At 38.1% G+C, this 23329-nt stretch carries 20 protein-coding genes and 1 other annotated feature; of the genes, 4 read left to right on the plus strand and 16 right to left on the minus strand.

From position 1 onward, the window contains the following. Positions 1–123 precede the first annotated feature (123 nt). The 4 genes from ACOZ9X_RS08445 to ACOZ9X_RS08460 all read right to left on the minus strand — a co-directional run bounded on the left by ACOZ9X_RS08445 (position 124) and on the right by ACOZ9X_RS08460 (position 4268). Complete coding sequence (locus ACOZ9X_RS08445; protein WP_423417801.1) at positions 124–867, minus strand: CBS domain-containing protein; 744 nt, start codon at positions 865–867, stop codon at positions 124–126. 177 nt (positions 868–1044) lie between these two features. Further along, positions 1045–2250: a GTP-binding protein gene (locus ACOZ9X_RS08450; RefSeq protein ID WP_423417802.1), complete on the minus strand. Its 1206-nt coding sequence runs from the start codon at positions 2248–2250 to the stop codon at positions 1045–1047. Between the two features lie 163 nt (positions 2251–2413). Further along, on the minus strand, positions 2414–2911 hold the full coding sequence (locus ACOZ9X_RS08455) for a hypothetical protein (RefSeq protein ID WP_197127918.1): 498 nt from the start codon (positions 2909–2911) through the stop codon (positions 2414–2416). Positions 2912–2996: 85 nt separating this feature from the next. Next, positions 2997–4268, minus strand: a complete 1272-nt coding sequence (locus ACOZ9X_RS08460; protein WP_423417803.1) for a M24 family metallopeptidase — start codon at positions 4266–4268, stop codon at positions 2997–2999. A 128-nt stretch (positions 4269–4396) separates the two neighbouring features. Between ACOZ9X_RS08460 and ACOZ9X_RS08465 the strand changes: the two genes are divergently transcribed. Then, positions 4397–5725 carry an oligosaccharide flippase family protein gene (locus ACOZ9X_RS08465; protein WP_423417804.1) on the plus strand — a complete coding sequence of 443 codons (1329 nt, stop codon included), beginning with the start codon at positions 4397–4399 and terminating at the stop codon, positions 5723–5725. A 49-nt stretch (positions 5726–5774) separates the two neighbouring features. Here ACOZ9X_RS08465 and ACOZ9X_RS08470 read toward each other — a convergent pair whose 3' ends face one another. The 7 genes from ACOZ9X_RS08470 to ACOZ9X_RS08500 all read right to left on the minus strand — a co-directional run bounded on the left by ACOZ9X_RS08470 (position 5775) and on the right by ACOZ9X_RS08500 (position 14715). After that, the gene (locus tag ACOZ9X_RS08470; RefSeq protein WP_423417805.1) at positions 5775–6215 is read right to left on the minus strand and encodes a hypothetical protein; all 441 of its coding nucleotides are present in this window, start codon (positions 6213–6215) and stop codon (positions 5775–5777) included. Between the two features lie 20 nt (positions 6216–6235). After that, a complete protein-coding gene (locus tag ACOZ9X_RS08475) occupies positions 6236–6991 on the minus strand; it encodes a TspO/MBR family protein (protein ID WP_423417806.1) in 756 nt (251 codons plus the stop codon). Positions 6992–7088: 97 nt separating this feature from the next. Next, the gene (locus tag ACOZ9X_RS08480) at positions 7089–8867 is read right to left on the minus strand and encodes an ABC transporter ATP-binding protein (protein WP_423417807.1); all 1779 of its coding nucleotides are present in this window, start codon (positions 8865–8867) and stop codon (positions 7089–7091) included. After that, complete coding sequence (locus ACOZ9X_RS08485; RefSeq protein WP_423417808.1) at positions 8864–10603, minus strand: ABC transporter ATP-binding protein; 1740 nt, start codon at positions 10601–10603, stop codon at positions 8864–8866. Before ACOZ9X_RS08485 ends, ACOZ9X_RS08480 begins: the two co-directional genes overlap by 4 nt. Before the next feature lie 223 nt (positions 10604–10826). Then, entirely contained in the window at positions 10827–12368 is a 1542-nt protein-coding gene (locus ACOZ9X_RS08490) for an FAD-dependent oxidoreductase (protein WP_423417809.1), read from the minus strand. 495 nt (positions 12369–12863) lie between these two features. Next, positions 12864–14483 (minus strand): ribosomal protection-like ABC-F family protein, encoded by a 1620-nt coding sequence (gene abc-f, locus ACOZ9X_RS08495; protein WP_423417810.1) that lies wholly within the window; start codon positions 14481–14483, stop codon positions 12864–12866. Positions 14484–14592: 109 nt separating this feature from the next. Continuing rightward, positions 14593–14715 carry a hypothetical protein gene (locus tag ACOZ9X_RS08500; RefSeq protein ID WP_255520073.1) on the minus strand — a complete coding sequence of 41 codons (123 nt, stop codon included), beginning with the start codon at positions 14713–14715 and terminating at the stop codon, positions 14593–14595. 164 nt (positions 14716–14879) lie between these two features. On the opposite strand from ACOZ9X_RS08500, the gene cbpA reads away from it, so the two are divergent. Continuing rightward, positions 14880–15530: a cyclic di-AMP binding protein CbpA gene (gene cbpA / locus ACOZ9X_RS08505; RefSeq protein ID WP_066394129.1), complete on the plus strand. Its 651-nt coding sequence runs from the start codon at positions 14880–14882 to the stop codon at positions 15528–15530. A 42-nt stretch (positions 15531–15572) separates the two neighbouring features. Here cbpA and aroA read toward each other — a convergent pair whose 3' ends face one another. From aroA to aroC, 4 genes are read right to left on the minus strand one after another with little or no spacing between them, the layout of a single operon-like run. Continuing rightward, complete coding sequence (aroA, locus tag ACOZ9X_RS08510) at positions 15573–16856, minus strand: 3-phosphoshikimate 1-carboxyvinyltransferase (RefSeq protein ID WP_423417811.1); 1284 nt, start codon at positions 16854–16856, stop codon at positions 15573–15575. Between the two features lie 14 nt (positions 16857–16870). Further along, positions 16871–17968, minus strand: coding sequence for a prephenate dehydrogenase (locus ACOZ9X_RS08515; RefSeq protein ID WP_423417812.1), 1098 nt, complete (start codon positions 17966–17968; stop codon positions 16871–16873). A gap of 16 nt (positions 17969–17984) precedes the next feature. After that, positions 17985–19058, minus strand: coding sequence for a 3-dehydroquinate synthase (gene aroB, locus ACOZ9X_RS08520; RefSeq protein ID WP_423417813.1), 1074 nt, complete (start codon positions 19056–19058; stop codon positions 17985–17987). Further along, complete coding sequence (gene aroC / locus ACOZ9X_RS08525; RefSeq protein WP_423417814.1) at positions 19059–20228, minus strand: chorismate synthase; 1170 nt, start codon at positions 20226–20228, stop codon at positions 19059–19061. A gap of 107 nt (positions 20229–20335) precedes the next feature. Continuing rightward, positions 20336–20544, minus strand: a binding site (T-box leader). A 315-nt stretch (positions 20545–20859) separates the two neighbouring features. Here aroC and ACOZ9X_RS08530 point away from each other — a divergent pair. Further along, complete coding sequence (locus ACOZ9X_RS08530) at positions 20860–21939, plus strand: bifunctional 3-deoxy-7-phosphoheptulonate synthase/chorismate mutase (protein ID WP_066394116.1); 1080 nt, start codon at positions 20860–20862, stop codon at positions 21937–21939. 54 nt (positions 21940–21993) lie between these two features. On the opposite strand, the gene ACOZ9X_RS08535 is transcribed toward ACOZ9X_RS08530, so the two are convergent. Further along, complete coding sequence (locus ACOZ9X_RS08535; protein ID WP_423417815.1) at positions 21994–22194, minus strand: DUF6501 family protein; 201 nt, start codon at positions 22192–22194, stop codon at positions 21994–21996. Between the two features lie 155 nt (positions 22195–22349). On the opposite strand from ACOZ9X_RS08535, the gene ACOZ9X_RS08540 reads away from it, so the two are divergent. After that, the gene (locus ACOZ9X_RS08540) at positions 22350–23312 is read left to right on the plus strand and encodes a quinone oxidoreductase family protein (RefSeq protein ID WP_423417816.1); all 963 of its coding nucleotides are present in this window, start codon (positions 22350–22352) and stop codon (positions 23310–23312) included. The last annotated feature ends 17 nt before the right edge of the window (positions 23313–23329 follow it).

A 23329-nucleotide genomic window follows, 5' to 3' on the forward strand; every position in this document is an offset into this window, starting at 1 on the left:
GTTAACATACAAAACATTCTGACATCTCAAACATCCGTTTCCCTAATCGTAATTTCCTTAAACAAATGCGATTTTTTTATTTGTTTACACACAAAAAGACACTCTTGATGAGTGCCTCCTAAATTAGTCATCTAAATCTATCTCAATAAGATCATAGGAAGTAAATATGCCTAATGGCTTTTCGTTCTCACTTCCATTTAAAGTAATGATGATTGCCTCAAGCTTTTTACCTTCTTTATGAATGTTTTCGAAAATTTCCTCCGCTTTAAAAATACTTGAAGTTTTTGAAATAAATGCTACCAGTTGTTTTTGTTCATTGTCTGCAATATCTGATATTCTTGCATTGTTAAGATCGATCACTTGATCAGCAAGCCGGTCAGTCAACCAGTTTAATAAGTATGTAGCCGTTAAGAGCCATAGGTACTCTCCTTTTTCGTTATAGATAGGAAAACGTGAATACGATGTTTTTCGAATACAGCTTAAAACATCTTCCAACCGGTCACTTTCTTTAAAATGATGAACCTTTTTTGTTGCAATGTTCAGCGCTGTTTCAGGTTTCATAAAATAACCAGCAATTTTTTCTATTCTCTCCACGATCTCTAGATGAGGTTCAGCGATGTAAAAATCATGATCAACTTTTTCATGTACAATAGCATTTCTAAGTTTCGCAAACTGACCGAGCTCATTATAAAAAGATCGGATTAGAGAATGCTTTTTCATTCCTGTTTCCACTAGGTTTTTAAACCGATCATCTTTTGTATCTTTTACTTTGTCGATTAAGCATTTGTGAATCTGATTAAAAGCAATTTCAAATCGTTCAGAAAGGCTATTTTCTGTATTAGATTTTATGTGAGTTACGGTCATCATCGATCTCTCCTTCTCTCTTCCACTACCCTTTTACTACCCAATTTTTTAACAACTTTAAACTAAAACTTCTAGTCAATATGCAAAGTTATGGAGAGTGTTCTTGCTAACACTTAGTTAATCCCTTATAGAGTTTTAAGTAAAATAAAAACGAACCCAAAATGGATTCGTTTGTAAAAATTATTCACTTTCAGGGAATCGAGGTAACGGGTCTTTAAACTTACCCCAATCTTCGTTATTCATTTCAGAGTCAGTTAATAAGCAATGATCTAACTGTTCTAACAGTTGTTCTTTGTTATAATCAATTCCTATGAACACTAGTTCGGTAATTCGATCACCATATTCTTCATCCCAGTTTGGATTATGACTTCTTTCTTCTTCTACCATTTCTTCTTGTTCTTCTTTTGGAAGAGCTGCCACCCATTGACCTGCCGGCTGAAAGATAATACTCGTACCTGCTTGACTTAACAAAATTGCCCAATCGTTTCGAGAGGCTACCCAAATAAATCCTTTTGCTCGAACAATTTCTGCTGGCCAATTCTCTAAAAATGTAAATAGTCTTGCTGGGTGAAAAGGTCTTTTCTTTCGGTATACAAAAGAAGAGATTCCGTACTCATCTGTTTCTGGAATATGTTCTGTTTCAAGTTCTTTCATCCATCCCGCAGATTCACTTGCCTTCTCAAAATCAAAAAGACCTGTTGAGAGAATATCCTTTGGGTTTATTTTACCGAATTCTGTTTCAATCAGTTTTGCTTGTGGTTGTAATTTTTTCAATACTCTTTTAAGTTCTTCTCGGTCCTCTTTCTCCAATAAATCACACTTATTTAAAACTAAAACATCACAAAATTCTATCTGATCAATGATTAGATCGACTACTTCTCTCGTATCGTTCTCATCTAATGCAGCTTGTCGGTCTAATAAGCTTTCTCCAGATGCAAAATCGTTCCAAAATCGATTTCCATCAACTACTGTTACCATCGTATCCAACTTGCATAAAGAAGCAAGATCAACACCTGATTCTTCATCTAGATAAGTGAACGTTTGTGCAACTGGAATCGGCTCACTTATGCCCGTTGATTCTATAAGAATATAATCAATATCACCGTTTTTTACGATTCTTTCTACTTCTATCAATAGATCCTCTCTTAGGGTGCAGCAAATACAGCCATTTGTCATTTCCACGAGCTTTTCTTCTGTTCTAGATAACTGCGTCTCATTTTTTATTAATGCAGCATCAATATTGATCTCACTCATGTCATTAACGATTACAGCAACCTTTAAACCATCTCGATTTGATAAGACATGATTCATTAATGTGGTTTTACCTGCACCTAAAAATCCACTCAACACAGTTACTGGAACTCGTTTTGTCAATGTATGTAACATGTATTAAAAACTCCTTTTTAAATCGTAATTATTACGATTTATATCGTAAATCAGGTTTCAAAACAAGTCAAGGCTTAAATGCTTGAGTTCTTAATTTTTTCATGTTTACGTATAAAGAAGCACAAAAAAAAGACGTGTGTTCACTACGATACACGTCTTTTTCTTAAAAATCGTTCCATTCAATTTTTCCGCATTTATTTTCGGGATCAAGTTCAATAGCAAAATTATGCTTCTCATAAAAATGGATAAGCCGCTCAACATGTCCCCAGTCTCTTTTTGCAATATCGCCTTTGATCGTTGGGATATTCTTATCTGATGCCGTCTCTTTCAAATAATGCATACATATTGAGCCGTACCCTTTATTAGCAGGTCCTTTAATATCACCAATATGAAGGGTATTTTCATCTTCATAAACTGCATCAATAGAAAAATCCCATCCATCATACCTTGATTCACAGTCATTGATCATAATTTTACATTGATCCAGTTGTTCAGATTTATATACGATCACAAGGTTATCGTCTTTTGTTTGATCCACACCGATCACATCATAACTTTTAGCAATTTGCTTCATATCGTTCTGCATACGCAATAATTGAAACTCGAGTTCGTTGCGATCAAGTTTTGTTTCTTTATCTTGCTCTTGTCCAAGCAATAACATTTAATCTAATCTCTCCCTTACAACAAGCTGAAACACACAGTTTCTCATTGTACTAGAGGTGAATAGATATTTCAAATATAATTTATTACCACTTAGGCTCGATTAGATAAAATTCTGTTTGTCTGCCTGTAAAAAATTGCATCTTACCTTCTTTAAAACAAACCGTCTCTTCTAGATAGATCGGAACAGCTTTGTTCCATTCAGGGATGAAATGTCTAATGTTAAATTCTAGTGCATAGCACGTGTTATTTTCCATCCTTAAGTCTCCCCGAACAGGAATATATTCTTGTTTATCATACAGTCCGATAATCGGTCCTGCTCCATGACAATGATAGCCGATCGGATGTGAATAAAGCATGGCGTCGATATGATTTAGTTTTGCTTTTTTTAATACACTTAAAAAAACTTCATTACCCGTCATGCCTGCTTTACTTTCTCCAAAGAAAAAATCTTCAAATTTGTTTGCTTCACTCAATGCGTTTATTAGCCCTGCAGGAGGTTCTTTTTCGTTATCTCTAAGAACATAAGCTAATTGTTGTGTATCTGTGCAAAGACCTAGATATTCAATGCCAAAGTCTAGATGCAGAATATCGCCTGGAAGTATAACATCTTCCAATCTGTCTGAAGAACCATCTTTTCTTTGAATATCTACAGTAGGATAGAAGGACGTTTTCAACCCTAAGTCTCTAACAAGTTGTCTGATCCATCCAACTATATCCTGTGTTGAGGTTACATGAGGTTTGATTCGTTCGTTCGTAAAGGTTTGTTTCACAATTTCTTTTGTTATGCCTTCTAATGTTTTATACCAAATAAGTTCAGGCTCTGTCCTTGTTTGAAGCCAGTCAATTGCAATGGATTCAGATGATATCAATTTTTCTGAATGTCGCTTCCCTAAGACTTTCACTAGTTCCCCATAATTTGAGTGACTTAATCCATCACAAAAAGCATAATGGAATGATGTATTAACTGCTATTGATTCAGGGTCGTAATTATCAACCAACCGTTTTAAACCTTTAAAAGAATCTTCACTATCTCTCAACGGAAAACATGAGTAAAAAGGTTCGAAGTTTTTGTTTGAAGAAATAACAAACCGTTTAATGTCGTCAGAATGGATATCCTTAATAAATGCAAAAATGGTTAGTCTTCTTGAACTATCGATCAGAGATGGAAAGAAAGTCTTTCCTAGTGGATCTTCCCTGTATTCTTTGCCGATCGTTACCCACATATCAACATTATGCTTCTTCATTAACAAAGGCAATAAATTCTCTAACCTTTCAAAAAGCCACTGATCCATAATCTTTTCTTGTTCTGATAATGATAGAATTCGAATTGCATTTTGTTCTGTATGTAATGTCACAATAATCTCTCCTTGTTCTGCTATATGCTTATCTTTCTCTTTTAATGTTTAAAGTCCTCTGAGGTCTTGTTTCATTTTTTACGCATATGAATAAAAGGACAACGTGTACAAGGAGATGCACTCATCGTATGAATATATTTTTCAGAGGCGTATTGCTGCTTGCTGCTGCTGCATTAGTCGGCGAAAGTTTAGAATTTATTGTGAACATGGTGTTAGCCAGAGAATTAGGTGAACTAGGACTTGGTCATTATATGTCGATTTTTCCGACAGTCATCTTAATTATTATTATCGCGAGTTTGGAATTGCCGATCTCCATCTCAAAGTTCGTTGCAGAAAAAGAAGAAAAGCAACACTATAGCATGTTGAAGCATGCTACAAAAATGACTATTTTATTGACTGTAGCAATGATTGTACTTGCATTAGTAATCTTGCCTTTCATACCGGTTTTCAATAGTTATCATCCTTTAGTACGGTGGCTAATGGTACTATTAATCCCTTTAATTTCCCTAACATCAATAGCTCGAGGGTATTTTATGGGCAAACACCAGATGGGTAAGCTGGCTTTCTCAAACTTATTTCGAAAACTCGCACAACTCATCTTATTAACAGGTATCTATCAGTTGTTTTCTTTTGATAATCAAATGGCAATCCTTATAGCTTTAGCAACTTTTGTAGGTAGCGAACTTGTCGTTTTTCTCTATTTATTTACAGCCTATTTGATTCAATACAAAAGAATGCAATCTCATAACAATGAACATCTTTCTTCGAATGAAGTTACTAGAAGTCTTATGGCCGTAACGATTCCGACTACAGGCTTACGACTGTTTCATGCTGTAACAAATGCTATACAGCCGTTTCTAATCAAATATTCATTGTCCCTTGCAGGCTTTTCAGGAGTTGCAGCAACGGAAGAGTTTGGTTTATTGGCAGGAGTAGCAATATCTATCGGTTTCTTCCCAGCATTTATTGCGCACTCTCTTTTAGTCGTCTTGATTCCTACAGTCTCAGAAGCTACTGCTAAAAAAGACGTTGAAAAATTAAAAAGCCTTCTAATTCGTGTAATGGGTATAACTGCATTATATGGGTTTCCAGCCGTCGCTATCTTCTTAATGTTCTCAGAAAAACTTACCTTGATGTTCTTCCATTCACAATCTGCAGCCACGTATTTAGAACTTTTGTGGCCAAGTTTTTTATTTACTTTTTTCTTGATTCCTCTCCAAGCATATTTAATCGGTTTGGGTTTAATTACTACAGCATTTGTTCAGTCAGTTTGGTCAACTACTTTATCATTTGTTCTTATGTACATGTTAGGATCTCAACCCTCATTAGGAATGCATGGCATCATCATTGGAATGAACGCAGGTTCCGTGCTCTTAATGCTTCTTCATTACTTCTCCGTGTGTAAAGCGATCGGTATCAACACATGGTTGAGTGCAAGAAATAACTATCAAGATTAAAAAAGCGCTTAAGCAGGATGTATTTCCCGCTCAAGCGCTTTTTTGTTATCTACACGCTAGTTGAAGTTGTTTGCGTTAAGAAAGCCTGAACGCCGTACTTTGTATGTTCTTGCTTTTTGAATACCCATTGCGAAGGGATTCGTGAACGAAGAAAATCAAGTTGCTCATCTGAGAGGTTCATGTCGATTCCAGATTCATTCATTAAAAAATCTTCGTTTTCTTTTAGCTTATATTTGGTCTGTATTAAGTTCAACAATCCCCTGATCGTAATAAACTTAAACGTGTAGCCCATTGTAATCGCAGAAACAACCGTTTCCCAGTTCCTTTCTGCAAAATCGAAAAAGTATGCCCAGCTTGACTCTTCTTTACCCACATGCCGAAGTTCTTCGTAGTTTCTTGTCCTGATCACTTCTAGCAAACGGTCATCAGAAACACCACCTGCTATAGCAGATTCTAACAATAAGCCGACAGGCATCGATAACTTAACCATTCTTTACTCTCCTCTAAATCCTATTTCATTGCTACTTCTCCGTTTCTTCTAGTAACAAGTCTCCAAATAATGAATATCAAAAGTAAAATCGCTAACGCAAAACTCGTATAGGTGAGAACATCGATCTCTCCCTTATGTCTAACCCCTATTCCGACATACGCCCATACAAAAACGAGTGGATAAATAACATCCTTGTTTAAAAGGGTAAAAAAGATTGCTAATCCTGTTCCTACTAGTAGCATGATCACAGTCCAAGTGACAGATGAGAGTCCAAAACCATTCCATCCGCTATATTTTAAAACAACCGCGGTATTCACGATCGTCGCCACACTGATCCAGCCTAGATATACCGAGAACGGAAGTCGAACGAACGAAGACTTGTTATCTTGATTTTGGATCTTCGTATAGATCATAATGAGTGATAATAAGAGGCCGATCATAACAATCCAAGATAAACCTAGAAGTTCATGATGCCACACAAATATCCATGTACAATTTAAGATGCAATTTAAAACAAACCACAGACCGATACTTTCATATACGGGTTCATTTCTGTTCTTAGGGAGCACTTGAATGATCACCCAGATCGTTAGCAATAGATATATGAGTCCCCATATGGAAAATACATAACCTGCTGGCGTGATCAACACATTGTATTTTGCTGATAGTTCTCCTGTTGTCTTTCCATTCAACGGTAGTGCATTAGCAAGATAATTAACAAAGATTACTGCTGCAAGTGCTAAAATGTTCAAAATAGCTCTAAATGTTGCTGACATGAATGGTTCCCTCCTTTGGATATATAGTTTCATATATACCCAAATCGGAGTGGAATTATGAGGAAAAGGCAATTTAAACTAATTTGCCTAACCTAACTTAACTACTAAATGCTTGTGTACCAATATCCGCTTCTCGTTTAAACAACCTGCTGTATACACCATTATCAGACTTCAGCAACTCCTCGTGAACTCCGTCTTCGATCATTACTCCGTTCTCGATGACAATCACTCGATTAGCAGCCAAGACAGTTGAAAGTCTATGCGAAATAATAATGAGCGTTTGTTTCGATTTTCTTTTATTGATCGCTTCATTGACTTGAACTTCTGTGATGGGATCTAAAGCAGAACTTGCTTCATCAAGAACGAGAACGGCGGCATCTTTTACTAGAGCTCGTGCTAATGACAACCTTTGCTTCTGTCCTCCTGATAACAAACTTCCTCTTTCACCCACAAGGGTGTTCAATCCTTCAGGAAGAGTAAGTAAGAAATCTCCAAGACCGCTGTCTTGAAGAGCAGAAATCAATTCATCATCTGTTGCTTCAGGTTTGGCGATTCGTAAATTATCAGCTAAAGAACCATTTCGAAGCTGGACATCTTGTGAAACGATTGCAATTTGTGAGCGAAGCCATCCTGCATCAACCGTTGATAGCTTTTCCCCATCGATAAAAATAGCTCCACTCTCAGGCTCATACAATCGCAATAATAAATCTACAACCGTTGATTTTCCAGATCCACTCGGTCCTACAAGTGCTACTGCTTCTCCAGGCTTTACTGAAAATGATAAACCTTTTAATACTTTATCTTCTTTTTCAGGATAACCGAATGCAACTTCTCTAAATTCGATCTCTCCTTCAACATCTTTCGGTATAAATCCTTTTTCTGTTTCAGCACTCGATACATGTTGACTGAGTAAAAGTTCAGATCGATCTAACGCAGGACCAGTTCTTCTTACGGAAAGCCAGTTTCTTAACATTCGTTGCATCTCATTTGCGGCGATTGCCACGAGCCCAGCTGCAGTTAACATCTGACCTGCAGTTAATTTATCGTTCCAGATCAAATATGCGCTTAATCCATACACGACAGCTAATGCAAGACCGTTGTAGCTTCCGATAACCACAATCGATTGCATCCTAGCTTTTAATTCATGTCGAGATTCTCTAATGAACGATTTTCTAATCTCAGCTACACTTGATACCTCACCATCAGAAACGCCTAATACTCTTGAAAGATGGATGCCCGTTACTGACTCACGAAGCCTCTCTAGATAACGAGAAGCTTCTTTTCTCGCATTCGCTGAAGATTGCCGTGTCCGTTGACCGACAGCGTTTGATGTTAAATAAAAAATGACACCTAACACAACGCTCGTAATCATTAGGTAAGGATGAATCCAAAGAAGGACGATGCTGTATAAAATAACACCTTGAACGGATGCCATAAAAGTCGAACCTTCCCATGCAAGGAAGTTATGCAGTGTATCTGGATCATCAGATACACGAGCCATCATTTCACCAGATTGGTTGTTTTGATAAAAAGAAAAAGGCAGGTTCTGCAGATGTTTAAACAATCTTAACTTTTGCCAGTTGGTTACGGTCTTCGCGACTTGGTGACAAAAATATTCATCTATAACCATTAGAATCAAGTCCGCAACAGCGGCAAAGATTAACAGCCACATCAACCCCCATAGAAGTTGATTAGACTCACCAGGTAAAATGGAATCGACTAGCCAGCCTAGTGCGAGAGTTGGTATAAGGGCAGAGAACACTTGAGATACGGCGATAACAAACGCATCCGCGAGTAACCATTTTTTATGTGGCTTTAAAAAGGCTAGAACGCGTCTGCCATCTCGATTTTTATGTTTTAATGCTGTCTGGCTCATATCGCTCTCTCCTTTTCTAATTCACTGTACTGCGCCATATAAAGTTCGTAGTACTGTCCACGCTCTGCAAGAAGTTCTTCGTGCGTACCTGATTCTGCTACAACTCCCTTGTCTAGAAGTATGATTTGATCTGCATCCCTAACCGTGATCAGCCGGTGAGCAATCGTGATCGTCGTTCTGCCTGGTATGAGCTCTTCAAGAGCGGATTGCACGCGTTCTTCAGTTTCCCCATCTAGTGAAGAAGTTGCTTCATCAAAGATTAATAGCGCAGGGTGCCGAAGAATAGCTCTTGCAAGTGCGACACGTTGTCTTTGTCCACCAGAAAGTTTAAGCCCCCGCTCACCAACGATTGTTTCGTAGCCTTCTGGCAAAGCAGCAACAAAATCTGTTAGTCCTGAAGCGTCACATGCTGCATCCAAATCGACTTGAGTTGCATCTTTTCTTCCATATAATAAGTTCATCCGCAGTGTATTGTTTAAAAGAAACGTTTCCTGCGAAACGACTCCTACCTGCTGACGAAAAGAATTCCTATTATACTCAAATAAGTTTTGTTGGTCGATTTCAATAGAGCCTGTCTCAGGTTCATAAAGACCGAGCAGCAATTGGATGAGTGTAGATTTACCACCGCCGCTAGTACCGACAATGCCAATATGTTGGCCAGCTTTCATATTCAATGAAACACCTTTTAACACATATTCTTCGTTGCTCGGATAACGAAACCAAAGATTTTTAATATCAATATCCCCTCGAACAGGTTGCATCTTTGGCAGATCATCTTCATGTTCTTTTGGTAAGTCAAAATATTCATAGATTCGTTGAAGAGCAGGAATAGCCTGTTGTATGATCAATGCATTCTCAGCTAGTGAACGAATGGGAAAAAACATCGTAGGAATAAACCCTAAACAAGCAACAAGTGTACCGACAGAAATCGTATTATTCCAAACTGCCATTCCTCCTACAAGCATGACTACGCCTGGTGTAGCGATATTAAATAGATTACCAAGACGCCAGTTTACTTTTCCGATTAAAGCGGCACGTATAGAATAATTTTTCCAATCTGTAAGCTTAGTATCTTGTGTATGTATTTCTCTTTCTTGCGTTTGAAACGTACGAACTAGTCTCGTTGATTCGATACTTTCTTGAAGGTGGTGATAAATATCTGCGCGCATATCTCTCTGAACAGCACTCATTTTTCTCATAGTCGTTCCAAGTTTAAATGATGGGTACAGATAGATAGCGAATACACAGAACATAACGATCGCAACTGGCCAGTAAAGAGCAAAAACTGCAATAAAAGCAGCGACCGCACTAACTACTTGTTGTACGAATCGAGGTACGACCGTATTATTTAAGTTCTGTACAGCTTCTACGTCGTGAGTGAGACGATATAACATATCACCACGAGGTGTAGTCGTAAAAAAGGACATCGGTGTTTTATGCAATCGTCCAAATGCACGCATCTGCATATCTGTGATAACATCTAAACCGATCTGAATTTGAATAAATTCTTGTAAGGATTCAAATACCACCTTAAATAAAAATGAGAAAAGAACTCCTGCTACTAGCCAACCGATCATATCCGTCATCTCATTCGGCAGAATTTCATCAACAAGCTTTCCTGCCAGAATGGGTGGGATTACGGTAAAAGCGCCACCGATCAACGAACAGATAAAAGCTAGAAGAAGCCCCCTCCAATAAGGCTTAAAGTGTTTTAAAGTCTCTCTTAAAAGCTTCATATTTTATTTCCCCCTCTCGCTTTCAAGCACTTTATTTTATACTAAATTCATAAAATTTTCATTATTTTTACTTGTTATTTTTTTGAAAATATAAGAATAAATACATTTATATTTTATTAACACTATATAAAACATGTAAGATTACTATTTATATTTAATGTTCAAACAAAAAAATAACTTATTAAAGCAAATAAGCACTTTAATAAGTCATCTTTTTGTTCGTTTATTGTAGTTCAACTCTTTTGAGGGGTTTTTTCGCTGGTCCTTCAACGACTGAGCCATCGTATGAAAAACGTGAACCATGACATGGACAATCCCATGTTCGGTCACCGCTGTTCCACTCTGTTTCACAACCTAGATGTGTACAAGTCGTATCTACAATATGAAGTTCTCCGCTATGATCTCGGTAAGCTCCACATCTTTCACCGTCGACCGTCACGGCACATCCTTCATCTTTATTTAAACTTCTTGGATGTTTAGACGGTTTGTCTAACTTCCCAGAAACAAAATGCTTTGCAACGTCTGCGTTTTCCTTTATAAACTGTTTAATATCAGAGGGGTCACCTTGAAACCTCTGTGGTTTGTATAGGTCAGCATATTCATTCTCTCTACCCATGATATAATCTCTTATGATTAATGCAGCTAGTGTACCTGTCGTCATCCCCCATTTTTTATAACCGGTAGCCACAAATATGTGATCATGCTTATGCGTAAGCTTGCCGATGAATGGTATTTTATCGAGTGTGATTAAATCCTGAGCTGACCAGCGAGAAAGTACCCTATCTAATTTTAATGATTTTTTTGCTTCTTTTAACAAAACTTCATAGTGCTGATGCGTAGGGATTCCCTGTCCTGTTTGATGACTTTCTCCACTAAGTAGTACGATTTTTTCACCGTCCTGTAAAATAGATCGATAAGAAAAAGAAGTTTGATCAACACCCATATACATTCCATTTGGAAATGTGTCCTGTGTTTTAACGGCCAATACATACGAACGCTCTGCCATCATCCTTGTAAAATAGAAACCTAGTCCGTCAAAGAATGGAAAATGGGTGCAACAAGCTACAAAATTAGCGGTAATTTTGTGTCCGTTACTTGTTTGTACAACAGCTTTTTTGTCATTCTCTTCTATAATATCTGTTGCTGTCGTGTTTTCGTAGACCTTAACACCTAGTGACTCCATCTCTTGTAATAACGCCGCTAAATATTTTACAGGATGAAAATGCGCTTGATTTCTCATCACAAGTGCTTTTTTATGCGGTATGTTAAACGGAAGTTTATCTACCAGTTCACCATCGATCTCTAACTCTTGATAAGCATCTGCTTCTTTGTTAAGTTTTTTGATTCCTTCCTCGGTGTTGGCGTATAGATAGGCATCATGTTTTTCTAAGTTACAATGGATATTGTTTTGTTTAACAAGATTCTCAATAAACTGTTTAGCTTGTTCGTTTGACTCATAATAAAGGCGTGCTCGCTCTAATCCTACATGTGAAATAAGATGATCATAGATAACATCATGTTGAGAAGTGATCTTAGCAGTTGTATGACCAGTTGTTCCATTAATCACTTTGCCTGCCTCGATCAATATAACCTTTTTGCCTTCTTTTGCTAGAAGATAAGCTGTTGTTATCCCGCTTATCCCTGCTCCTACAACAACAACTTCTGTTTCATGATCTTCATTCAATACAGCATATGTAGGTAGTTTTAATTGCTGCCTCCAAATAGGTTCTGGAAACTGCGGCATATTATTTTCATAGTTACTCATAAGATACCTCCTGTTTAGACACGTTTTCTTACCATTATTCCCCATGCCTCGAAAGAACAATCAGTAGAAACAGAATAAAAAAAGGCCTCTTTTCTAAAGGAATGTTTTTTGAATAGGTTGAAGGTTGAAGTTTTTGGAAGTAGTTGATTTCCGTTCCAGGCTGTTCGCTTTCCACGGGGCAGGCGGTGAGCCACATTCGTACGTTTCACGTATAAGTGTCTCACCTGGCCAGTTGCAGTGGCTAGCCCCTCGAGGTCAAAGGAGAAAAGGATTTAAAAGAACAATCTTTTAAAAAAAGCGTTTCTAAAATAGTATTGAGTTTAATGTTTGTTTCTTTTTACTTTTATGCAAAATGATCGTAGTGTAAGGTTGCCGCTCATTCGAGACGAAAGGACAGTCTGAAAAATGAAAACCAACACTTTAAAAAACAAGAAGGTATAAATAAAAAGAAACAGGCTATTTAAAATAACCTGTTTATCAGTAGTATAGATGAATTTATTTGCTTGACCGCTTTTCAAGTGCATAATCAAAATTCCCATTATAACTTTCTAGACATCCACCTTCTAACCAGATGGTACGTTCAAAGAGTTTGTTCATAAAGTATCGATCATGTGAGACTGATAGGATCGTTCCATTGAACTCTTCTAGTGCTTGTTCCAATGCTTCACGTGAATCAATATCTAAATGGTTTGTTGGTTCATCCAAGATTAAGAGGTTGAATCCTTCATAAACAAGCTGTGCAAGCCTGAGTCTGGTGCGTTCTCCACCACTTAACTCATTTACTTTCCTATAAACAGAGGCTCCGTAAAACAAAAACTTTGCTAGATGATGACGAGCTTCCCCTTCTTCCATGGGTACTCTATCTTTGAAAATATCTAGTACAGTTTGAGTTGATTCAGCTGTTAGTCCCTTTTGAGAAAGATAACCAATTGAAACGGAAGGTCCTAGGTTTATCGTACCGCTGTCGTGGTCCAGAGTTTGTAGTGTCTGAAGCAGTGTCGTTTTTCCTGATCCGTTTTTACCGACAAGGGCTACTTTTTCACCATATCGAATCTGTAATTCAAGATCCCTTAAAATTGATCGTCCATCAATTGATTTACTAAGCCCTTTTATTACTGCTACATCTTGGCCACTTCTCGTGTTTACTGAAAATTCGAATGCAGCTTTTTTACGTTCCAGTTTCGGCCGTTTTATTACCTGTATTCGATGAAGTGCCTTTTCCATGCTTCTAGCCCTTTTAAAAAATTTCCCATTTCCTGAACGATTACCCCAGTCCCTAAGTTGTTTGATCGACTCCTTAATCTTTTTAACTTTCTTTTGCTGTTCTTCATATTTCTCAAATTCTAAAAGAAGGTTATTTTCTTTTTCTTTTAGAAAACCTGAGTAACTTTGATGATATAAGGTGCATTCACCATCTTCTATATCAATCGTCTTTGACGTAACTTTATCTAAAAAATAGCGATCATGACTGATAATAATAACGGAACCTTTATATTTTTGAAGATAGTTTTCTAGCCAATTCATCGTTTCGATGTCGAGATGATTGGTAGGTTCGTCTAAGAGTAAAAGCTCTGGCTCTTTTAAAAGCAAACAAGCTAGACCGACCTTCGTTTGTTCCCCTCCACTTAGCTGCGTAAAAAGATGGTGAGAGAGTTGAGTTAGACCTAAACCAGCCAAAACGCCAGTTATCTTTGACTCAATCGCATAACCACCGAGCTCTTCAAATTCTTCTTGTAGTCTATAGAGCTTATTCAGATTTTTGTCTAATCGGTGAGTTTGAGCTGGATCACTTAACAATGCATTAACCTGCTGAATTTTATGTTCAATTTCATTGATTTCTCCAAATGCTGCAGAAACCACATCATACACGTTCATATCCTCTGTATGCTCAGGAAGTTGTTCCAAGTAGCCGATCTCTGCATCCTTCCTGATGGCTATAGAACCTGAATCCGGATGATCAACACCACTTAACAGCTTAAACAATGTCGTTTTTCCTGAACCATTCTGTCCAACTATACCTATGCGATCTTGTTCGTGAATTTCAAAAGAAATATTTTTTAGAATCTCATTTCCGCCATACATTTTTTTAACTTGATGAACAGTGCATATTATCATTTTAAATTTCTCCTTTTAATCCAATGCCACTGTCCTTTTTTGTATACAAAAAAACCATGAGCAACATACCTGCCCATGGTTGATAACAATTAAAAAGGATAGGGTAAGGTTACTTTGTGATGTACTTTAAAGTTTTAACTGAAAATGGACAGACTCCGCCAATTTTAGAAAATACATAAGTAATTGCACGGAAAACAACCAACCAGTTAAACATTTGTACACCTTTAAGCATGCCTTACACCTCCTTTTAAGAATTTATAAAATATTCTAGTAATAGTATATGGTATTATAGCTTAATATGCAATTAGGAATAAAGTTGAGTAAAAAGAAAGGGTATTTGCTTTTTTTGTCGAAATAGTTTTAAATATTTATATTATTCTGAAAAGGGTGTGTCCTATGAAAGTAAAATCCAACTATCTAACTAAATCTAAAGTAACGTATGTAACAGAGAACATGTCGATCAGCGAAGCTCGATATACCATTATCCAATCAGGGTATCGCTGCATACCCGTTTTGGATGAATCTGAACAAAAATTTGTAGGGCTTCTTTTTAAAGAGACTACATCTGATTATATTATCGATAATGTCGGCTCAGTTAAGGATCATGTTAGTAGAATTGTAGAAGAGAAAGATGCATTTATTCATGAGAATACTGCTTATTTCAAGGTACTTTTCACGATAAGACGCCTGCCGTTTATGGCAGTTGTGGATGATGATCATAATTTCTTAGGAATCATTACTCACTCAAAAGTGATGGATATTCTTGAAGATTCTTATGGTATCAAGAAGGGTGGATACTCTCTAACGGTTTCTACTACTGAAGGTAAAGGTTCGTTAAGAAAACTATTTACAGCAATCCATGAAGAATACAATATTGAAGGTGTTTTCACGCAAGACGCGGGTAAGCAATTTCTTCGCAGAGTTGTTATCACTTTTAATGAGAGTGTATCGCGTGAAGAAATCGATGAACTCGTTCACCGAGTCGAAGCAAATGGGTTCAAGGTGGCAGACATTGAAGATCTGCGAACATTTTCAAGTGTTCAATAAAACAAAGAAACGTTCCCTTTTAATAACAGGGAACGTTTTTCTTTACGATGAGAGGACATTCAATTGCTCAAAGAATGAAGGGTATGAAACAGCGATCGCTTCACTGTTTTTAAGCGTTGTCTCGCCTTCTGCGATGCAAGCGGCAACACTCAACATCATTCCGATTCTATGATCTCCGTAGCTTTGTACAGAAGCTCCGCGTAATGAAGACTTCCCATGTATGATCATACCGTCTTCTGTTGCTTCTATATCTGCACCCATCTTTTTAAGTTCGTTCACAACGGTTTCGATTCGATCGGTTTCTTTCACCCGAAGTTCATGAGCGTCTCTTATGATTGTCTTTCCTTCTGCTTGAGTTGCAGCTAGAGCTATGATTGGAATTTCATCGATCAATCGAGGGATAAGATCTCCTTGGATCACCGTTCCTTTTAATTCAGAGCTTTTAATAAGTAAATCTCCAAATGGTTCTGATGCTTCCTCATTGATATTTTGGTAGGTAATATCTGCGCCCATATCTTTAAGAACATCCAATATTCCGGTACGTGTTGGATTTAACCCTACTTTTTTTAAAGTGATCTCACTGTTTGGTACAATGGCACCTGCTACTAAAAAGAAGGCAGCTGAAGAAATATCACCTGGCACTTCAATATGAGTACCCTTTAACTTCTGGCCCCCTGCTACCGAAACAGTTAGCTCATCTGTTTCAACTTCTACTCCAAACGCTTTCAGCATACGCTCTGTGTGATCTCTTGATTTGAAAGGTTCTTCTACAGATGTAGTTCCTTCTCCATCTAATCCAGCCAGAATGATAGCCGATTTAACTTGAGCGCTGGCGATTGGAGAAGTGTAATGAATACCTCGTGTTTCTCCTCCTTTAATATGAAGAGGGACCTTATTTCCTGTATCATTCCCATCAATCGCAGCTCCCATTTCTTTTAAAGGTTTTGTCACACGATTCATCGGCCTTTTTGCGATTGACTCATCACCTGTTAAGGTCGATTCAAACGGTGTATTAGCAAGTATTCCTAACATTAGTCGGATCGTAGTACCTGAATTCCCTACATACAAATCTTCTGAAGGTGGTGTTAATCCTGCAATTCCTTTTCCTTCTACGGTTACTTTTTCACCTTCTTGTTGTATCGTAACCCCAAGTTTCTTGAAACATGAAATGGTACTTAGACAATCCTCGCCTGTTAAAAAACCATCGATTGTCGTTGTACCCTCAGCGATGGACCCAAACATGACTGCTCGATGTGAAATGGATTTGTCACCAGGCACTTTAATAGATCCTTTTAATTGTTGAATAGGTTGCAATTGCTTTGTCATAGAATAGTGCCTCCTTATAAAGTGATTTGTGTTAAGTAGTTCTCATTTTGTAATATTTCTTGTGCCTGATCTCGATCATTGTCATCTTGAAAACTCAATCGAAGTACCCCATTTAGTCCTTCTCTTACTTCTAAAATACTGAGGTTGATAATGCTGATCTCTGATCGTGCCAAAAGAGAAGTGATATGAGACAGAGCACCCACTCTGTCGAGGATATCCACATATAGATCCGAGAACGGATGAATCGCACCTTTTGACCGAACTGGTAAGGAATCTCGGAATGATTTTGCTCCATCAAAGTAATCATAGAGTTCGGCTTCATCTCCCTTTTCTACGAATGCTATGACCGTATCCATCTCATTTTTCCATTCGTGTAAGAGAGTTAGAAGATGTGACTTGTTTTGACTGACTATATCGCTCCACATTTTAGGAGAGCTTGAAGCTATGCGCGTAATGTCTCTGAATCCTCCTGCTGCAAGTTGTTGGATCAACGGTTTTTCCTTCGCATGATGCTGTGCAACCCTTACAAGGCTTGAGGCAACAAGATGTGGAAAGTGACTTACAATGCCGGTAAGTAAATCATGTTCATCTGGATCAGTAACAAGAAATTTAGCTCTTGTCCCTTTTAGCCAAGTCTTAGCTTCATCAATATCACTATCAGTAGTTATAGAGTTTGGTGTTAGAAAGTAAAAGGCATTTTCTAATAGATGGACTTTCGCACTTTCTACTCCCGTTTTATGAGATCCAGCCATAGGATGACCTCCAATAAAACGAATTCCAGTAGCGGCCATCTTTTCTGCTTTATGCATAATGGATTTTTTTGTGCTTCCAACATCCATTACCAACGCTTTAATGACAGGTGAAACGGCAACAAGTTTCTCCATCACTTGTAAGGTTGCTTCAACAGGTGTTGCAATTATGATAAGATCTGCTATTTGAGCAATCTCTGTGAAGTCTGTAACAGCTTCATCAATTACGCCTATCTCTGCTGCAGTTCTACTATTTTGAGCATAAACGTCATACCCATAGATAGTTGCTTCGTGTTCTTGTTTGATAGAAAGAGCGATTGAACCACCGATCAATCCAACCCCTATTAGTAAGACGTTCTTCATTTACTTCTACTCCTTTTTAAGCCTCTTCTATAAAAGAAGATAATTTTCTCTCTAATGATTCTGAAGTAAAAGGTGATAAATAGGGCTTACCCAAACCGTTAAGAAGCACCATTTGAATCATGCCTTTTTCTGCTTTTTTATCTTTTTTCATTCGATTGACAAGTGAAGAAGCAGATAAGTGCTTAGGGAAAGTCGGATAACCTAAAGTTCTTAACCACATTTTTAGTTCTTGTCCTAAAGTTTCAGTGTTCTCGTTTAGCGAAAGTGCAAAGAGCATACCTAAAGCTACTGCTTCACCATGAGTGATACCTCTATATTGAAGCTCCCCTTCTATAGCATGGCCGAGCGTGTGACCAAAGTTCAAGTAAGCTCTAATTCCTTTTTCTCTTTCGTCTTGTGTGACGATCTCATTTTTAATTTTAATGCCTTGTATTAGAGCTTTCTGTAGGGTGTTACCTTTGAGATCATCGATGTTTTTAATGTTCGCACGTAACGAAGTATATAGATTTTCATCAGCGATCATTGCGTGTTTAATGACCTCTGCAAAACCAGATCTTATTTCACTTGCTGGTAAAGTAGTTAAGAAGTCTGTTGAATAGATTACCGCTTCTGGTTGATGAAAAACACCGATCATGTTCTTACCTTCAGGATGATTAATACCTGTTTTTCCTCCAACTGCACTATCATGTGCAAGAATAGTAGTTGGAACTTGAATAAAGCGAATTCCACGCATATATGTGCCTGCCACAAAACCAGCAAGGTCTCCAATCATTCCGCCACCAAGCGCAATAACAACAGATGTCCGATCTAGTTCTTTATTTAAAGCAAAGCTTTGACAAACCATATAATTCTCAAATGATTTTTGATCATCACCAGCCTGAATCTGTATCGTTTCATGAGAGAAAGCTTCGCCGATTACTCTTTGTACGGTTTCTAAATAGAGATCTCCAACGTTTTCATCTGTTATGATCAATAGGTTCTTAGGTGCAGGACTTAGGCTTTCTAAGACAGATTTAAGCTCATCAATTACGTTTTCACCTATAAAAACCGGATAGTTTTTTGAAGGTGTTGTTATGTGAATCGTGTTCATTTAAAACACCCTTGCTCGTTCTTGATGCTGCACGATGTTTTTCTTAATCACTTCCATGTTATCTTGTCCGAATTGACTAACTAGCGCACTTGCGAGCTCCCAAGCAACTACTGATTCTGCTACAACACTAGCAGCTGGAACTGCACAACTGTCAGAGCGTTCAATGCTTGCAGCAAAGACTTCTTTTGTTTCAATATCCACACTGTTTAACGGCTTGTATAAAGTAGGAATCGGCTTCATCACACCACGAACAACAACTGGCATCCCAGTCGTCATCCCTCCCTCAAAACCTCCTGCGTTGTTTGTTCTTCGTGTATAGCCATGTTCGATATCCCAAACGATCTCATCATGTACTTCACTTCCAGGTTTTCGTGCTGCTTCAAAACCAATACCGATCTCAGCACCTTTAAATGCATTGATACTCATGATTGCTGCTGCTAATTTGGCATCTAACTTATTGTCATAATGTGTGTAGCTTCCCACGCCTACTGGCATACCTTCAACGATTACTTCTACGACCCCTCCGATCGAGTCACCGTTTTCCTTTGCTGCATCGATCGCTTCCATCATCGTCTTTTCAACATTTTTATCAAAACATCTTACAGGAGAGACCTCCGTTTTTTCGCGAAGTTCTTCTAACGATTCATATGAAGTATTCTCAGCTACGACACCACCTAGTTCTAACACGTGGCCTCCAACTTCAACTCCAAGCTCTTTTAGTACCTTTTTCGCTACAGCTCCTGCTGCAACTCTTACCGTTGTTTCTCTGGCTGAAGAACGTTCTAGCACGTTTCTCATATCTCGATGGTTGTATTTGATAGCACCGTTTAAATCCGCATGGCCTGGTCGAGGTCTAGAGATAACACGTTTCACTTCTGCGTTCTCGTCTTCGAGAGGTTCAGCACCCATGATCTTCGTCCAATGAGTAAAGTCTTTGTTCTCTACTACAAGTGTAATCGGTGAACCAAGCGTTACTCCGTGTCGTACACCACTTACGATCTGAACTTGATCTTTTTCAATCTGCATACGTCTTCCACGACCATGTCCTTTTTGACGTCTAGCAAGTTCCTCGTTAATGTCTTCTGCAACTAGAGGCAAACCTGCTGGTACACCTTCAATGATTGTTGTGAGTTGAGGGCCATGTGACTCTCCTGCTGTTAAATATCTCATTTTCTATTCCTCCTGTTTGCCTGTTTTTTTTTAAAGAAAACTTTTCTTAACCTTAATGATCCAGTTACATTTTCAGTTCTGATAGTACAAAAAAATCCCTGCTAATAAGCAGGGACGAATAATTATCGCGGTACCACCCTGACAGCAAAGACTAAATCTTTGCCACCTTCATTTTGTTAACGGAAATTTATCCGGCTTTTTAAAAAGCATGCTCAAGAATTGTAATTCGTGAAAGGCTGTGTACTGATTTGCACCACCATCAGCTCTCTAATAACAGGGAACCATTCCACTACTGCTGTTCTATCATTGCGATTTGTTTTATAAAGTTATAAACAGTTTTAGCACGTTGAAGCGCTGTTGTAAAGGAAATTCATTCATTTTTCTTAAAATTTACATTACCTTCATCTATATGTCAAAAAGCACTTTATAAAGCTTGAAAATTATTTTAAATCTTTTTTCGTATAAGTACTTGACATTCTTTTGAAATCCCTTTAAAGTTACAAACAATACTTTATGAGACACACGCTTTAAAGCGCGAAAGTGTCTATGTAACGATGTATATAAATAAGCCTATGAGCGGCCGCGATATAGGAACTAATGACAAGAGTATAAATATGGGGAGGAACCACACATGTCAAACGAGCTAGTAGACTTACGCAAACAGATGGATGATATTTCTTTAAAGATTTTAGAGCTTCTAAACGAACGAGGAAACGTGGCACAACAAATTGGAAAGCTTAAAGAAATGCAAGGTGTTAAACGCTTTGATCCTGTCAGAGAGAGAGAATTGCTTGATCTGATCGCTTCTCATAACGATGGTCCTTTTGAGACGTCAACGGTGCAACACATCTTCAAACAGATCTTCAAAGCAAGCTTAGAGCTTCAAAAAGACGATAATCGAAAAGCATTACTCGTATCTCGTAAAAAGAAACCTGAAGATACAATCGTAAATGTAAAAGGGGAAAAGATCGGTGATGGCAATCCTCACTTCATCATGGGTCCTTGTGCGGTAGAAAGCTACGAACAAGTGAAGCAAGTAGCAGAAGTCATTGCAGAAAAAGGATTAACTTTAATCCGAGGTGGCGCGTTCAAACCGCGTACGTCTCCTTACGACTTCCAAGGACTTGGACTAGAAGGATTAAAAATTCTTCGTAAAGCAGCAGATGAACATCAGCTTGCTGTTGTAAGTGAAATTCTAAATCCTAACGATATTGAAATGGCACTAGATTATGTTGACGTGATTCAGATCGGCGCACGTAACATGCAGAACTTTGATCTGTTAAAAGCAGCTGGATCTGTGAACAAACCCGTATTGCTGAAGCGTGGGTTAGCTGCGACGATTGAAGAGTTCATGTACGCTGCTGAATACATCTTGGCTCAAGGTAACTCACAAGTCATTCTTTGTGAACGCGGAATCCGTACGTACGAGAGAGCTACTCGTAACACACTTGATATCTCAGCGGTACCTATTCTTAAAAAAGAAACGCATCTTCCTGTAGTTGTGGACGTAACACACTCAACAGGCCGTAAAGACCTTCTCCTCCCTGCTGCTAAAGCCGCAATGGCGATCGGCGCAGATGCGGTTATGGCTGAAGTGCATCCTGACCCAGCAGTAGCCCTATCTGATTCAGCACAACAGATGAACATTCCGGAATTCCACGAATTCATGGACGCTCTATTAAACAAAGAAAAAAAGAAGATTCATTCATAATAGATAAAAAAAGCCTGGCTCCATGAGTCAGGCTTTTGCTTTGGTAATTGGAGCTTAGCCTTCGAAATATTCTTTGTAGTATCCGCCAACTTTACCTGTGTTATCTACTACAAAATAAAATTCCTCTGTTTCATTTTTTAGTTCATATGTTTTACCGGCAGTTAAAGCACGGTTGACCATATATTTTTTTGCATCTGTATGTACACATTTGATTTCGCGAATAGTTTCTCGATTCGCCCATTCTAAATGAATCATGAAGTCTCTCTCCTTTAAGGATTTCTTTTGTTAAATCATAATGTGCCCCGCTCTATCTGTCAAATTCATTCCTTAGAGACTTCTTTCCTAGTATTACATAGATTATTTCGGTTACTATGATAAAGAACATATTATAAGAATGGAGATTTACATATATGAAAGCATTGGTTTTTAACAACTTCGGAGGTCCAGAAGTTTTAGAATATCGAGAAATCAAAGACCCAATTATCGGAGAACAAGATATTTTAGTGGAAATGAAGGCCATTGGATTAAACTTTGCTGATGTTTATAGAAGAAAAGGCAATTATCACCTTGAAGGACAGCCTCCTTACATCCTAGGTTATGAAGGAGCAGGAATCGTTAAAGAAGTTGGTAGTGCTGTTCATGGTGTTTCTGTCGGGGATCGCATTGCTTTTGCAGATGTACCTGCTGCTAACGCGGAACTCGTTGCTGTACCTTATGAAAAAGCAATACCTATTCCAGATGGGGTTTCCTTTGAATCAGCTGCCTCTCTTTTGTTACAAGGGTTGACTGCACATTATCTAACGCGGGATAGCTTTTCCATTCAAAAAGGTGACGTGGCATTGGTTCATGCTGCTGCCGGCGGTGTTGGACAGTTATTGATCCAAATCATCAAGTTGCTTGGAGGAAAAGTTATTGGTCTAACTTCTTCTGAGGAAAAGCGTCAATTCGCTCTGGAAGCAGGTGCCGATTCAGTATTCCTATATAATGATAATTGGAAAGAAAGCGTGTTGAGTGAAACGTTTGGCAAAGGTGTAGAAGTTGTTTACGAGTCAGTCGGTTCTACGATAATGGATAGTTTCGGAGTTACAAGGATTGGCGGAACCGTTGTATTTTTCGGTATGGCCGGCGGTGATCCTGTATCCATTGATCCTCGTATGCTCATGGATACTTCTAAGACGTTGACCGGAGGAGACTTGTGGAATGTTCTAACCTCTCATGAAGAACGTTTAATGCGTTCAAGTGAGTTGTTTGAATGGATTAAGGATGGTCATGTGAAAATTACTGAGACATCTTTTTCTTTACGAGATGGTGCAAAAGCTCATGAATATTTGGAGAGTAGAAAGAGTACAGGGAAGATATTGTTGATTCCTTAAGTCTTATATTTATGAAA

Source organism: Fictibacillus nanhaiensis (assembly GCF_049537595.1).
Classification (GTDB): Bacteria; Bacillota; Bacilli; order Bacillales; family Fictibacillaceae; genus Fictibacillus; species Fictibacillus nanhaiensis_F.